Origin of the sequence: Rahnella sp. BCC 1045 (genome assembly GCF_019049615.1) — a bacterium.
Classification (GTDB): Bacteria; Pseudomonadota; Gammaproteobacteria; order Enterobacterales; family Enterobacteriaceae; genus Rahnella; species Rahnella contaminans.
Window position 1 is genome coordinate 150,476 of the sequence record NZ_JAFMOZ010000145.1, and the last position, 13,235, is coordinate 163,710.

The following is a 13,235-nucleotide window of genomic DNA, read 5'->3' on the forward strand; positions in this document are numbered from 1 at the left end:
GGCATTCAGTGTTCAGAATTCATTTTCCCGGCGCGCAACCGGGAATCAGTAATTTATTCGTTTTCAGTCATTATCTGGAACAGTTCTTCGTCACTTTGCGCTCCGCGCAGACGACGACACACCCCTTTATCCGCCAGCTTTTTGGCGACTAAAGACAAGGTATGTAAATGGGTTTTACATTGATCTGCCGGAACCAGCAAGGCAAAAAGCAAATCCACAGGCTGATTATCGATAGCGTCAAAAGCGATCGGCTGCTCAAGCTGAATGAACACCCCGACGGCACGTAAAGTGTCTTCTTCCAGCTTTCCGTGCGGAATGGCGATCCCTGCACCGATCCCGGTGCTGCCCATGCGTTCACGGGTCAAAATGGCGTCAAAAATCACCTGCGGTGATAAATTTAGCTGTTTGGCCGCCAGCTCACTGATGATTTCCAGTGCGCGTTTTTTGCTGGCGCAATGAACGCCGCTTTTGGTGCATTCGGCATTAAGCACCGACGTTAATTGCATTGCAGTATCGTTAATCATGTCATCTTCACTTTGGCGCTGTTTCACCCTTAAAGCTATATCGGCTCGTTTCCCGAAGGTCACAAGCCGATGCCCGAAGGTTTGTAGCACAGGGTTGGCTACATGAATGTCAGTGCTGTTTCAGTTTGTCTTTGTGCTTGTTCAGCTGACGGGCCAGTTTATCAACCAGGCCGTCAATTGCCGCGTACATATCCTGATGCTCCGAGGTGGCATGCAACTCGCCTCCGTTCACATGCAAAGTGGCTTCCGCTACTTTCTGCACCTTTTCAACGCTCAACACCACATACACCTGATTTATCCGGTCGAAATACTGTTCAAGCTTAGCCAGCTTCGACGTGATGAATTCTCTCAGGGGATCCGTGATCTCAATGTGATGTCCGGTAATGTTGAGCTGCATAATGTCTTCCTTCTCTGTTGAGGTCAAACTAACTGTTTACGTTGGTTTGAGGGCGGGATGGACAAAGACTCTCGGTATTTGGCGACGGTTCGTCGTGCCACCATAATTCCCTGATCGGAAAGGAGGGTGGCTAACTTACTGTCACTGAGCGGTTTTACAGGATTCTCCGCTGCGATTAATTTCTTCACCAGCGCCCGGATCGCGGTTGACGATGCCTCGCCGCCGCTGTCTGTACTGACATGGCTGGAAAAGAAATACTTCAGTTCGAAAATTCCACGCGGGCTGTGCAGAAACTTCTGCGTCGTCACGCGTGAAATCGTCGATTCGTGCATTTCTACGGCGCTGGCGATATCGGCCAGCACCATAGGCTTCATAAATTCTTCACCCAGTTCAAAGAACGCCTGCTGCTGCTCAACGATACAGCGCGTGACTTTCAACAGCGTGTCATTACGGCTTTCCAGGCTTTTGATTAACCACTTGGCTTCCTGCAGGTTGCTGCGGATAAATTGCCCGTCGCTGTCGCTGCGCGCGGAATTGCCCATCGCGGCGTACTGCTGGTTAATCTTAAGACGCGGAATGCTGTCGGAATTCAGTTCTACCGTCCAGACACCTGACACTTTTCGCACCAGCACATCGGGGATCACGTACTCGGATTCACCGGTGTTGATCGATTGTCCCGGACGCGGATCAAGAGACTGAATCAGAAGCATCGCTCCTTTCAGTGTATCTTCTTTTAGCCGGGTTGAACGCATAAGTGCGCGGAAATCATGGTTCGCCAGCAAATCCAGATGTTCGCTGATAATCAGGCGCGCTTCGGCGATGAAAGGCGTATCTGTGGCGTACTGTGAAAGCTGGATCAGCAGGCAATCACGCAGGTCACGCGCCGCCACACCAACCGGATCAAAACGCTGCACACGTTTTAAAACGGCTTCCACTTCGTCCATGCTGACGTTGTCGTCACCGATACTTTCGAGGATGTCGTCAAGGGAAACGGTCAGATAACCGGTATCGTCTACCGCGTCGACAATGGACGTGGCAATCGCGGCATCGGTGTCGGAAAACGGCGTTAGCTCCACCTGCCACATCAGGTAATCCTGAAGCGTTTGCGTGGTTTCACCCTGATAAATTGGCAGCTCGTCGTCGCTGTAATCGTTGCCGGTGCCGGAAGGTGTGCCCGCGGTATAAATCTCGTCCCAGGTGGCGTCCAGCGGCAACTCTTCGGGCATGTCTTTCTGCTCGAGCGCTTCGCGGGTATCTAACGCTTCGTTGTCAGTGGCTTCTACCGAATCGATTTCATCATGAAGGTCGGTTTGTTCCAGCAGAGGGTTGCTCTCCAGCGCGAGTTGGATCTCCTGTTGGAGCTCAAGCGTGGACAGTTGCAACAGGCGGATGGCCTGTTGTAACTGAGGAGTCATTGCCAGTTGTTGGCTGAGTCTGAGTTGCAAACCTTGCTTCATATCTTGGTTTTATTTCCGTTGATTACAAACTGAGTAACTTCTGTCAGAGACCTCCCGTCAGACTTTACGTCGAAACGGGCACGGTTCCGGCGGCACAGATCACAGACGGAATTCTTCACCAAGATAAACGCGTTTAACCTGTTCATCAGCAAGAATGTCGGCTGGCGTGCCGTGGGCGATCAATTTCCCCTGACTGACGATATAGGCACGCTCACAAACGTCGAGAGTTTCGCGAACGTTGTGGTCAGTGATCAGTACGCCGAGGCCGCTGTCACGCAAATGCTCAATGATTTTTTTGATGTCGATGACGGAAATCGGGTCAACGCCGGCGAAAGGTTCATCCAGCAGGATAAACTTGGGATTCGCTGCCAGTGCGCGGGCAATCTCAACACGGCGACGTTCACCACCGGACAAGGACTGACCGAGGTTATCGCGCAAATGAGAAATATGGAACTCTTCCATCAGTTCATTAGCGCGATCGTTACGCTGTTCTTTGTTCAGATCATCGCGGATCTGCAGTACGGCCATCAGGTTATCAAACACGCTGAGACGACGGAAGATGGAGGCTTCCTGCGGAAGATAGCCAATGCCGCGACGGGCGCGGGTATGCAATGGCAAAAGGCTGATGTCTTCATCGTCAACGATGATACGGCCCGCATCACGTTGCACAATCCCGACGACCATGTAGAAGGTGGTGGTTTTACCCGCACCGTTTGGCCCCAGCAATCCGACGATTTCGCCGGAGTTCACCATCAGGCTGACATCTTCTACAACCTTGCGGCCTTTGTAGGCTTTTGCCAGATTCTCTGCGATTAATTTTGCCATAAAATATCAGTTACTCTTTTTGGTCGGCTGGCCGCCCGCGGCAGGCGTTTTTTGTTGCAGCTGCGAAGGAACCAGAACGGTCGTCACGCGGTTGCCTTTATCACTGAAGGCTTCCATTTGCTGTTTCTGCACCAGATAGGTAATACGGTCGCCTTTCACGTTGCTGTCGAGCTGTTCGAGGTATGCGTTACCGGTCAGGGTCACGAGATCGTTTTCCACTTCATAGCGGACTTTCTGCGCATGGCCTTTTACCGGCTTGCCGTTGTCCTGCATCTGGTAAAACGTCACCGGATTGCCGTAACCTTCCACCACTTCTTTGCCGGATACGCCCTGAGGACGGATCACGACAACTTTATCGGCTTTCACCTGAATAGTGCCCTGATTGACTACGACGTTACCGGTGAAGGTGGCCGTGTTGGTGTTCACATCCAGCGCCTGATTGGCGGAATCAATGGTGATCGGTTTCGTTGTGTCATCTTTTAAGGCGAAGGCCGGAATGCTCACGGCTAACAACGAGCTGACGATCAGGAGATCACGGATTTTATTTTTTGCTTTGAATTTCATAAGAGGTCGTTACCTTTTCGATCAGCTGTGCTGTCTTATCACGCAGATTACCGCGCATTTTCATGCCGTTAGATGTAAAACCTGTGCCATAAAGCGTTACTTCATCGTCTGAGGCAACGTCCTGTGTCGTCAGGTTAACCCGGGCATTATCCGTTTTGATTCTTTGAAGCTGTGATGTCTCAGGCGTCAGGCTATCAGCCTGCACATGCCCGTAAAGATAAAGCATCTTATCCTGAGTCAACTTGGCTTTATCAGAACGCAGCACCCAGGTTGGTGTTTTATTCTTGTCAAACATGGTCGCGACCGGGTTGGTAAACCATGTCACCTGATCGGCGGCGTAGTATTTTACCTGGTCCGAAACCAGTTTATAGGTCAGGCTACCCGTTGGGTCATAGACCATCGTGACCGTGTGGGATGTCTGGTAAGTGGGATCCTGATCGTTAACGGCCTGCGGTGCGTCATCGCTGCTATCAGACAATGACCAGCCCACCAGAACCAGAACGATGGCCGTCAGAACAAGGATAATCCAAAGTTTTGTTTTACTCATATCGACAGCCCTTTGGCGTCCTCCAGCTTACCCTGCGCCAGCAGAATCAAATCACACAATTCGCGTACGGCGCCACGCCCGCCAGCGATGCGGGTAACGTAATCGGCCTTCGGCAACAGGATCGGATGTGCATCCTGAACCGCCACGGAAAGACCGACTTCGGCCATGACCGGCCAGTCAATCAGATCATCCCCGATATAAGCCACTTCTTCGGCCCGCAGGGACAGTGTATCTAACAGTTCGCGGAAGGCCAAAAGCTTATCCGATTGCCCCTGATACAAGTGGCGGATACCGAGGGTTTTAGCGCGATCTTCCAGTAATTTTGCATTGCGGCCTGTAATAATCGCGACCTCAATGTCAGATGTCAGCAGGCAACGGATACCGTAACCGTCGCGAACGTTAAAACTTTTTAGCTCTTCGCCCTGATTTCCCATGTAGATCAGGCCGTCGGACATGACGCCGTCCACATCGCAAATCAGCAGGCGAACGGCTTTGGCGCGTTCCAGCACGTGGGCGCTGACCGGACCGTAGCAGGTCTCCACCAGGGCTGCGCTATTACTCATTCGGGCTATTCCTCAATTAGACTACGCCAGCGCGCAGCATATCGTGCATATGTAACACACCTAACAACTGGTCACCATCAGCAACCATTACGCAGGTAATGTGTTTTTCCTGCATCAGATTCAGTGCGTCAACCGCCAGAAGCGAAGGGCGAACACGGATCCCGCCGGTCGTCATCACCTCGGCAATCGCCGCATTATTAATGTTCACGCCCATATCAAAGATGCGGCGTAAATCACCATCGGTAAAGATCCCTTCGATTTTCATCAAATCGTTGCAGATGACCGTCATGCCCAGATTTTTGCGAGTGATTTCCAGAAGGGCATCGCGCAAAGACGCATCACGGCTGACGTGCGGGATTTCATCGCCGGTGTGCATGATATCGCTGACGCGCAACAAGAGCTTGCGACCCAGTGCTCCGCCGGGGTGAGAAAGGGCGAAATCTTCAGGGGTGAATCCGCGGGCTTCAAGCAGGGCCACTGCCAGCGCATCGCCCATAACCAATACCGCCGTGGTGCTGCTGGTCGGTGCCAGACCCAGCGGGCAGGCTTCTTTCGGCACACGGACGCAAAGATGCACATCGGCGGCTTTGCCCATCGTGCTGTCCGGATTGGACGTCATGCAGATAAGCGTAATGCTCAGCCGTTTCAGCACCGGGATCAGCCCCAGAATTTCATGCGCTTCGCCGGAATTGGAAATCAGGATAACGATGTCCTGCTTTGATACCATGCCCAGATCGCCGTGACTGGCTTCACCCGGGTGGACAAAAAATGCCGGAGTCCCAGTACTGGCAAATGTGGCGGCCATCTTGCGGCCAATATGACCCGATTTGCCCATACCCATCACGACGACTTTTCCGGTGCAACCGAAGATTTTTTCGCACGCACGGGTAAAATCACCGTTAATGTATTGATCTAACTGCTCAAGTCCTTCACGTTCTGTTTTCAGCACATCACGCCCGACGGCCTGGAAATCAAAGTCGGAGGCGAAGGTAAAGTTAGCCATAGTCAATTCCTGACAGAGTTCAGAAGGCGATGCTGTCCGGTAACAGGAACAGCACCGCCATATAGGCGATAAATCCGCACAGCAATAATGCTCCGGCCAGATGCCCGATCCGGTGTTTGCGCATCAGGCACAAACCGGAAAGCACCACGCTGACCGCCAGCATCACCCAGTAGTCGCGGTGAAACGCATCCGGGTTGAACGAACCCGGTGCCACCAGTGCGGGTAATCCCAGCACCAGGCAGGTGTTAAAAATATTGGCGCCGATGATATTGCCCAGCGCGATATCATCTTCACCTTTAATCGCACCGGCGATAAACGTTGCCAGTTCCGGCAGGCTGGTGCCGATAGCGATGACCGTCAGACCAATCACCAGTTCGCTCACGCCTAAATATCGTGCAATCACTGTACTGTTGTCGACAATCATGCCTGACGCCAGTGGCATGATAATAAAGCCCAATGCCAGCCACAGAAATGCCACAGTGTTGCTGCTGTCTTGCGGAAGTTCAGACATTTGCTCGTACGTCAGCGTGTCCAGCCCTTCTTTTTCAGCCGCCCGGGCGATTTTAATCACCAGCATCATAAATGCGGCGGCACTGGCCAGCAGTAAAACGCCATCGAGCCGGCTGAGTTCCCCGTCACTGAGCAGAAAACCGCACAGCGCTGTGACCAGTAACAATAGAGGGAGTTCGCGGCGTAATATATCAGAACGAACGGAAAGTGGATGAATCAGGGCGGCACCGCCCAAAATCAGAAGAATATTAATGATATTCGAACCAATTGCGTTTCCAACGGCCAAATCCATTTGATCGTTGATGGCGGCGGTGGTGGAAACCACCAGCTCAGGCAGTGATATGCCCACGCCGACGACGGTCATGCCAATCACCAGTGGCGGCATGCCCAGCGAGCGTGCCAGCACAGCGGCTCCGTACACCAGACGATCGGCGGCGTAAACAAGCAGTAACAGGCCGACAATCATCAGTACGATAGCGAGAAGCATGAAACATCCTTTATTGGGTATAATGCGAGGTTCGTCGCCTTGAAAGGCAGGCGATTCCTTCGTCAACATGAGCTAAGGCGACATTTTGTCTGAAAACGCGGCCAGCAGGTTCCTGTATGTTAGACGATGAAGGCTTTTAATTTAAAATGGTAATTCGTTGATTTTGACCGTCTGTGACGGAAAAGTAAATCGATGGCAACTTTGGTAACGAAAGCGGGGTAAGTTTTTGTAAAAATACCAAAGTTATACGACACCCCGTGAGGGTCAGACGTATTCTTAGCGAAAGTATTCCGAAGGGATAAACTGAATGAGTCAAAGCGAATCGAATCTGGTTGAGATCAAAGGCATGAGTTTCGTGCGCGGCGATCGTCCCATTTTCGAAGAGATAAACATGACCGTGCCGAAAGGCAAAGTCACCGCCATTATGGGGCCTTCGGGGATCGGTAAAACGACGCTCCTGCGTCTTATCGGCGGCCAGCTTACGCCGGATAAAGGTGAAATCTGGTTCGACGGAGACAACATTCCTGCGCTGTCACGCCGAAAGCTTTACGAATCACGCAAAAAAATGAGCATGCTGTTTCAGTCCGGTGCATTGTTTACCGATCTCAATGTGTTCGAAAATGTCGCGTTCCCGTTACGTGAGCACAGTAAATTACCGGAAGAACTGCTGCGCAGTACCGTGACCATGAAGCTCGAAGCCGTCGGGCTGCGTGGTGCCGGTGAACTGATGCCTGCGGAATTATCCGGCGGCATGGCGCGTCGTGTCGCGCTGGCGCGTGCCATTGCGCTTGACCCTGAACTCATCATGTTTGATGAGCCTTTCGTGGGGCAGGATCCGATCACGATGGGCGTGCTGGTCAAACTGATCGACGAGCTGAACCATGCGCTGGGCGTGACCTGTATTGTGGTTTCCCATGACGTACCTGAAGTGCTGAGCATTGCGGATTACGCGTATATTGTTGCAGCACAACATGTTATTGCTGAAGGAACGCCCGAGGAGCTGCAAAATAATCCTGATCCGCGGGTTCGTCAGTTCCTTGATGGTATTGCCGACGGACCGGTGCCTTTCCGTTTCCCTGCCGGTGATTACAAAACCGAGCTGCTCGGATGATGGAGTACCCATGTTAATTAAGGCATTAGCCTCAGTCGGGCGCAGCGGGATAAACACCTGTGCGTCCTTTGGCCGTGCCGGTTTAATGCTCTTCCGGGCATTAGTCGGTAAGCCGCAATTTGCCAAGCAATGGCCGCTGCTGATAAAGCAACTCTACAGCGTTGGCGTGCTTTCTCTGTTAATCATTCTGGTTTCCGGGTTGTTCATCGGCATGGTTCTGGGGTTGCAGGGATATCTTATTTTGACCACGTACAGCGCCGAAGCCAGTCTGGGCATGATGGTGGCGTTGTCGTTATTGCGTGAGCTTGGTCCGGTCGTGACCGCGCTGCTGTTTGCCGGGCGTGCGGGTTCTGCGTTAACCGCTGAACTGGGTCTGATGAAAGCCACTGAGCAAATCTCCAGTCTGGAAATGATGGCGATTGATCCGCTGCGCCGCGTTGTGGCACCGCGCTTCTGGGCCGGTCTGATTTCCATGCCCCTGCTGACGGCAATTTTCGTTGCCGTCGGGATTTGGGGCGGTTCACTGGTTGGCGTGGACTGGAAGGGGATCGACAGCGGTTTCTTCTGGTCTGCGATGCAAACTGCCGTAGACTGGCGGACAGATTTGCTTAACTGCCTGATTAAAAGCCTTGTTTTCGCTATCACCGTGACCTGGATTGCGTTGTTCAATGGCTATGATGCGATCCCGACATCCGAAGGGATCAGCCGGGCAACGACACGTACTGTGGTGCATTCGTCACTGGCGGTGCTGGGATTGGATTTTGTGCTGACAGCACTGATGTTTGGAAATTAAACCATGCAAACGAAAAAGAGTGAGATTTGGGTTGGCGCATTTTTAATCATCGCGTTGATTGCGGTGGTCTTTTTGTGCCTGAAAGTGGCTGACATCCGTTCTATCGGTTCGGATCCGACTTATCGTATTTCTGCGGACTTCGACAATATCGGTGGCCTGAAAAGCGGCTCGCCGGTGAAAGTTGGCGGTGTGGTGATCGGTCGCGTCAGCAGCATTACGCTGGATAAAAATTATTCTCCGCGAGTGGAAATGGATATCGACCAGAAATACAACCAGATCCCAAGCACCAGTACGCTGGCTATCCGTACCTCGGGTTTACTGGGTGAACAATTCCTGGCGCTGAACATTGGATTTGAAGACCCGGAGATGGGAACGACTATCCTTAAAAACGGTGGCGTCATTCAGGACACGAAATCCGCACTGGTTCTCGAAGACCTGATTGGCCAGTTCCTTTATAAAAGCGGCGACGGCAAGGCTGACCCTGATGCAGCGGCTGCTCCGGCAGCAACTGAAGGGAATGCCGCACCTGCACCTGACGCTAATACGGCGCCACAGCCGGCTGCCCATTAAGATTTGCTATCACGGATTCTCCATAAAAGAGGAAAATAAGTATGTTTAAACGTTTAGTGATCGCTGCACTGCTGGTGGTTATGGCTCCGCTGGCCAATGCCGCTGTGGATAAAACCAATCCTTACAGCGTGATGAATGAAGCGGCGAATAAAACCTTCACCCGCCTGAAAACCGAACAGCCTAAAATCAAGCAGGATCCTAACTACCTGCGCCAGATCGTTCGTGATGAACTGCTGCCGTACGTGCAGATTAAATATGCCGGTGCGCTGGTATTAGGCCGCTATTACCAACAGGCAACGCCTGCACAACGTGACGCATACTTTGCGGCGTTCTCTGAATATTTGCAGCAGGCCTATGGTCAGGCACTGGCGATGTACAACGGCCAGAGCTACACCGTGCAGCCTGAACAGTCTTATGCGGACAAAGATATCATCGCTATCCGCGTCACCATCACCGATCCCAATGGCCGTCCGCCAGTACGTCTGGATTTCCAGTGGCGTAAAAACAGCCGCACCGGTGAATGGCAGGCATATGACATGATTGCAGAAGGCGTGAGCATGATTTCGACCAAGCAGAACGAGTGGGCGGACATCCTGCGTCAGAAAGGCATCGATGGCCTGACTGCCCGTCTGAAACAAGCCGCTGCTCAGCCGATCACACTGGATAAGCAATAATGAGTGAAGCTCTGCGCTGGGAATCGCAGCCGCCGCGACTGACCTTGCAGGGTGAGTTGGATCGCGAAACGCTGGTGGCTTTTTGGGATGCGCGTAAAAAACTGATGTCCGGCGTGACCACTCTGGACGTGTCCGGGCTTGAACGCGTGGATTCTTCGGGCCTGGCGCTGTTAGTGCATCTGCGCGAAGAAGCCAGCCAGCAGGGGAGTGCGCTGACCATCGCAGGCATTACCGACCGGCTGCATACGCTGATTGCGTTATATAATCTTCAGGACATTATCCCGACTGACTCACTGGCAAATAAGTGAACAGTTACGGGAGGTTAGGCGGTGTGATGTAAATCGTTGCCTTAATGTCCACAAAGCCCCTGTGCGAAACTCTTCCTCAGGGGCTTTTTCGTGGTTTAAGATTTGGTCCGATCCCTATAAGATATCTGGCTGTTATGATTCTTCAGAAGAATAGATCCCTATGGAAACGAGTGAAATTAAAGAAGTGCTGATGAACGCGTTGGCACTGGATGAAGCCCACATTACTGGCGATGGCAGTCATTTTCAGGCCATTGTCGTTGGTGCGATGTTTGATGGCATGAGCCGCGTGAAAAAACAGCAGACCGTTTACGCCCCGCTGATGGAATACATCGCCGACAATCGAATTCATGCGCTGTCTATTAAGGCTTATACCCCGGAAGAATGGGCGCGTGACCGTAAACTGAGCGGTTTATAAGACTGCCGGAGCGCCGGCAGCTTCCTCGTATTTAATCAGAGTTGAAATTTAAGAGAGCAGTCATAATGGATAAATTTCGTGTACAGGGTGGGACTCGTCTGAGTGGCGAAGTTACTATCTCTGGTGCAAAAAATGCCGCACTTCCTATTTTGTTTGCCGCACTGCTTGCTGAGGAACCTGTTGAACTCCAGAACGTTCCTCACCTGAAAGACATCGATACCACTATCAAATTACTGAACCAGTTAGGCACCAAAATCGAACGCAACGGTTCTGTGTTCGTGGATGCCAGCGCGGTCAATGAGTTTTGTGCGCCGTATGATCTGGTGAAAACCATGCGTGCCTCCATCTGGGCTCTCGGTCCTTTGGTGGCGCGTTTTGGTCGTGGTGAAGTTTCCCTGCCGGGCGGCTGTGCGATCGGCGCGCGCCCTGTTGACCTGCACATTACCGGCCTGGAACAGCTCGGTGCGACTATTGTGCTGGAAGAAGGTTATGTAAAAGCATCCGTTGATGGCCGTCTGAAAGGCGCGCATATCGTGATGGACAAAGTCAGCGTGGGCGCCACCGTGACCATCATGAGCGCAGCGACCTTGGCGGAAGGCACGACCATTATCGAAAACGCCGCGCGTGAGCCGGAGATTGTCGATACCGCTAATTTCCTTAACACGCTCGGTGCAAAAATCACCGGTGCGGGTACCGATAAGATCACCATCGAAGGCGTCGCACGTCTGGGTGGCGGTGTTTACCGTGTTGTTCCTGACCGTATCGAAACCGGGACTTTCCTGGTTGCAGCGGCTATTTCCGGTGGCAAAATTACCTGCCGTGAAGCCCGTCCTGACACGCTGGATGCTGTACTCGCAAAACTGCGTGAAGCCGGTGCCGATATCGAAGTGGGCGAAGACTGGATCAGTCTCGACATGCATGGCAAACGCGCTAAAGCAGTCAACTTCCGCACTGCGCCGCATCCGGGCTTCCCGACTGATATGCAGGCACAATTCAGCCTGCTGAATCTGGTGGCGGAAGGTACCGGTGTGATTACCGAAACTATCTTCGAAAACCGCTTCATGCACATCCCTGAGCTTATCCGTATGGGCGCTCATGCTGAAATCGAAGGCAGCACCCTGATTTGCCACGGCGTTGAGAAACTGTCTGGCGCGCAGGTAATGGCGACGGATTTACGCGCGTCTGCCAGCCTGGTTCTGGCCGGTTGCATCGCAGAAGGCGTGACTGTCGTTGACCGTATTTATCACATCGATCGTGGCTACGAGCGCATCGAAGATAAACTGCGTCAACTCGGCGCTAAAATTGAGCGTTTCAAAGGCGAGTAAACTTTACGCCGCGCGCATTCAAAAAGCCGGAAGGGGAAACCTTTCCGGCTTTTTCTTTATTTGTTCAGAAGTTACGGCAATCAGTGTTCAGGATATTCCTGCACGGTAACCTGCAACGTAAGCTTCTGCCCGTTACGCATAATCTCAACCGGAATCACCGTACCAGGGCGGACTTCGGCTACCTGGTCCATGGTTTCGATGGCGGAAATCGCAGGCTTATTATTCACGTTAACAATTACATCGCTGACCTGCATTCCCGCATTCGCCGCCGGGCCGTTAGCGGTTACTTCGTTAACCACAATTCCCTGAATATGATCCAGCCCGTTGTTCGGCCCGTGCAGTGGCGAAACTTCACGCCCGCTGATGCCAATATACCCGCGAATGACGCGACCATCGCGGATGAGTTTGCCCATCACCTTGGTCGCCAGTGCAGTCGGGATGGCAAAGCCAATGCCTTCCGGGGTCGCGCCATCGTTGCTCTGGTCAAAGGACAGGGTATTGATCCCCATCAGCTCGCCCAGTGAGTTGACCAGCGCACCGCCGGAGTTGCCCTGGTTGATCGAAGCATCGGTTTGCAGGAAATTCTGACGGCCGGAAGGGCTGAGGCCAATACGGCCGGTGGCACTGATAATGCCCTGCGTCACGGTCTGGCCGAGGTTGTAAGGGTTCCCGATTGCCATGACCACATCGCCAACGTGCGGCGTTCTGCGCGGGTTAATCGGAATTACCGGCAAGTTGCCGGCGTTGATTTTGAGAACGGCCAGATCGGTCAGGCTGTCTGAACCCACCAGCAGGGCTTCAAAAACGCGGCCATCCTGCAGGGCAACAATAATCTGGTCGGCATTATTCACCACATGTTTGTTGGTGAGGATATAACCGTTGTCATTCATGATCACGCCGGAACCCAGCGTGCGGATCGCCAGCTCGTTTTGCGAACTGTTGCCCATATTACGGTTATAAACATTCACAACCGCAGGCGCTGCATGACGGACACCGCCGTTAAAGCTGACAGGCTGTTCGCTGTCCTGATTGAAATTACGGTTAAATATCGGTTCTGAGATGTTTTTACGCAACATAGGGACCGCCGCCAGCAAAATGCCAGCGACAATCAGGCCGATAACAGCAGATCTCAATAGCTTAACAAACATGGATATATGGGGTG

At 52.6% G+C, this 13,235-nt stretch carries 17 protein-coding genes; 7 read left to right on the top strand and 10 right to left on the bottom strand.

The features are described from left to right. Positions 1-53: 53 nt before the first annotated feature. The 9 genes from ptsN to J1782_RS25985 form a co-directional block, all read right to left on the bottom strand. Positions 54-524, bottom strand: a complete 471-nt coding sequence (ptsN, locus tag J1782_RS25945; RefSeq protein WP_152327340.1) for a PTS IIA-like nitrogen regulatory protein PtsN — start codon at positions 522-524, stop codon at positions 54-56. Between the two features lie 109 nt (positions 525-633). Continuing rightward, on the bottom strand, positions 634-921 hold the full coding sequence (gene hpf / locus J1782_RS25950) for a ribosome hibernation promoting factor (protein WP_013577259.1): 288 nt from the start codon (positions 919-921) through the stop codon (positions 634-636). A 23-nt stretch (positions 922-944) separates the two neighbouring features. Next, on the bottom strand, positions 945-2,378 hold the full coding sequence (gene rpoN / locus J1782_RS25955) for an RNA polymerase factor sigma-54 (protein WP_152327339.1): 1,434 nt from the start codon (positions 2,376-2,378) through the stop codon (positions 945-947). 99 nt (positions 2,379-2,477) lie between these two features. Beyond that, positions 2,478-3,203, bottom strand: a complete 726-nt coding sequence (gene lptB / locus J1782_RS25960) for an LPS export ABC transporter ATP-binding protein (protein ID WP_112288368.1) — start codon at positions 3,201-3,203, stop codon at positions 2,478-2,480. 6 nt (positions 3,204-3,209) lie between these two features. Next, positions 3,210-3,767 (bottom strand): lipopolysaccharide ABC transporter substrate-binding protein LptA, encoded by a 558-nt coding sequence (gene lptA / locus J1782_RS25965; RefSeq protein WP_152327338.1) that lies wholly within the window; start codon positions 3,765-3,767, stop codon positions 3,210-3,212. After that, entirely contained in the window at positions 3,745-4,314 is a 570-nt protein-coding gene (gene lptC, locus J1782_RS25970; protein ID WP_152327337.1) for an LPS export ABC transporter periplasmic protein LptC, read from the bottom strand. Before lptC ends, lptA begins: the two co-directional genes overlap by 23 nt. After that, a complete protein-coding gene (gene kdsC, locus J1782_RS25975; protein ID WP_152327336.1) occupies positions 4,311-4,877 on the bottom strand; it encodes a 3-deoxy-manno-octulosonate-8-phosphatase KdsC in 567 nt (188 codons plus the stop codon). The genes lptC and kdsC overlap by 4 nt, the downstream gene beginning before the upstream one ends. A 16-nt stretch (positions 4,878-4,893) precedes the next feature. After that, entirely contained in the window at positions 4,894-5,880 is a 987-nt protein-coding gene (kdsD, locus tag J1782_RS25980) for an arabinose-5-phosphate isomerase KdsD (protein WP_217154246.1), read from the bottom strand. A gap of 19 nt (positions 5,881-5,899) precedes the next feature. Continuing rightward, positions 5,900-6,877 carry a calcium/sodium antiporter gene (locus J1782_RS25985; protein ID WP_152327334.1) on the bottom strand — a complete coding sequence of 326 codons (978 nt, stop codon included), beginning with the start codon at positions 6,875-6,877 and terminating at the stop codon, positions 5,900-5,902. A gap of 307 nt (positions 6,878-7,184) precedes the next feature. Between J1782_RS25985 and mlaF the strand changes: the two genes are divergently transcribed. The 7 genes from mlaF (at position 7,185) to murA (ending at position 12,073) form a co-directional block, all read left to right on the top strand. After that, complete coding sequence (gene mlaF / locus J1782_RS25990; protein WP_152327333.1) at positions 7,185-7,988, top strand: phospholipid ABC transporter ATP-binding protein MlaF; 804 nt, start codon at positions 7,185-7,187, stop codon at positions 7,986-7,988. A gap of 10 nt (positions 7,989-7,998) precedes the next feature. Continuing rightward, on the top strand, positions 7,999-8,781 hold the full coding sequence (gene mlaE / locus J1782_RS25995; RefSeq protein WP_152327332.1) for a lipid asymmetry maintenance ABC transporter permease subunit MlaE: 783 nt from the start codon (positions 7,999-8,001) through the stop codon (positions 8,779-8,781). Positions 8,782-8,784: 3 nt separating this feature from the next. Further along, the gene (gene mlaD, locus J1782_RS26000; protein WP_152327331.1) at positions 8,785-9,351 is read left to right on the top strand and encodes an outer membrane lipid asymmetry maintenance protein MlaD; all 567 of its coding nucleotides are present in this window, start codon (positions 8,785-8,787) and stop codon (positions 9,349-9,351) included. A gap of 41 nt (positions 9,352-9,392) precedes the next feature. Beyond that, positions 9,393-10,025 (top strand): phospholipid-binding protein MlaC, encoded by a 633-nt coding sequence (mlaC, locus tag J1782_RS26005; protein ID WP_152327330.1) that lies wholly within the window; start codon positions 9,393-9,395, stop codon positions 10,023-10,025. Then, positions 10,025-10,333: a lipid asymmetry maintenance protein MlaB gene (mlaB, locus tag J1782_RS26010; RefSeq protein ID WP_165061348.1), complete on the top strand. Its 309-nt coding sequence runs from the start codon at positions 10,025-10,027 to the stop codon at positions 10,331-10,333. The genes mlaC and mlaB overlap by 1 nt, the downstream gene beginning before the upstream one ends. Positions 10,334-10,493: 160 nt before the next feature. Beyond that, on the top strand, positions 10,494-10,748 hold the full coding sequence (gene ibaG / locus J1782_RS26015) for a BolA family iron metabolism protein IbaG (protein ID WP_152327328.1): 255 nt from the start codon (positions 10,494-10,496) through the stop codon (positions 10,746-10,748). 65 nt (positions 10,749-10,813) lie between these two features. Continuing rightward, a complete protein-coding gene (gene murA / locus J1782_RS26020) occupies positions 10,814-12,073 on the top strand; it encodes a UDP-N-acetylglucosamine 1-carboxyvinyltransferase (protein ID WP_152327327.1) in 1,260 nt (419 codons plus the stop codon). An 80-nt stretch (positions 12,074-12,153) separates the two neighbouring features. Here the strand turns inward: murA and degS are convergent, their stop codons facing one another. Further along, the gene (gene degS, locus J1782_RS26025) at positions 12,154-13,221 is read right to left on the bottom strand and encodes an outer membrane-stress sensor serine endopeptidase DegS (protein ID WP_152327326.1); all 1,068 of its coding nucleotides are present in this window, start codon (positions 13,219-13,221) and stop codon (positions 12,154-12,156) included. Between the last annotated feature and the right edge of the window lie 14 nt (positions 13,222-13,235).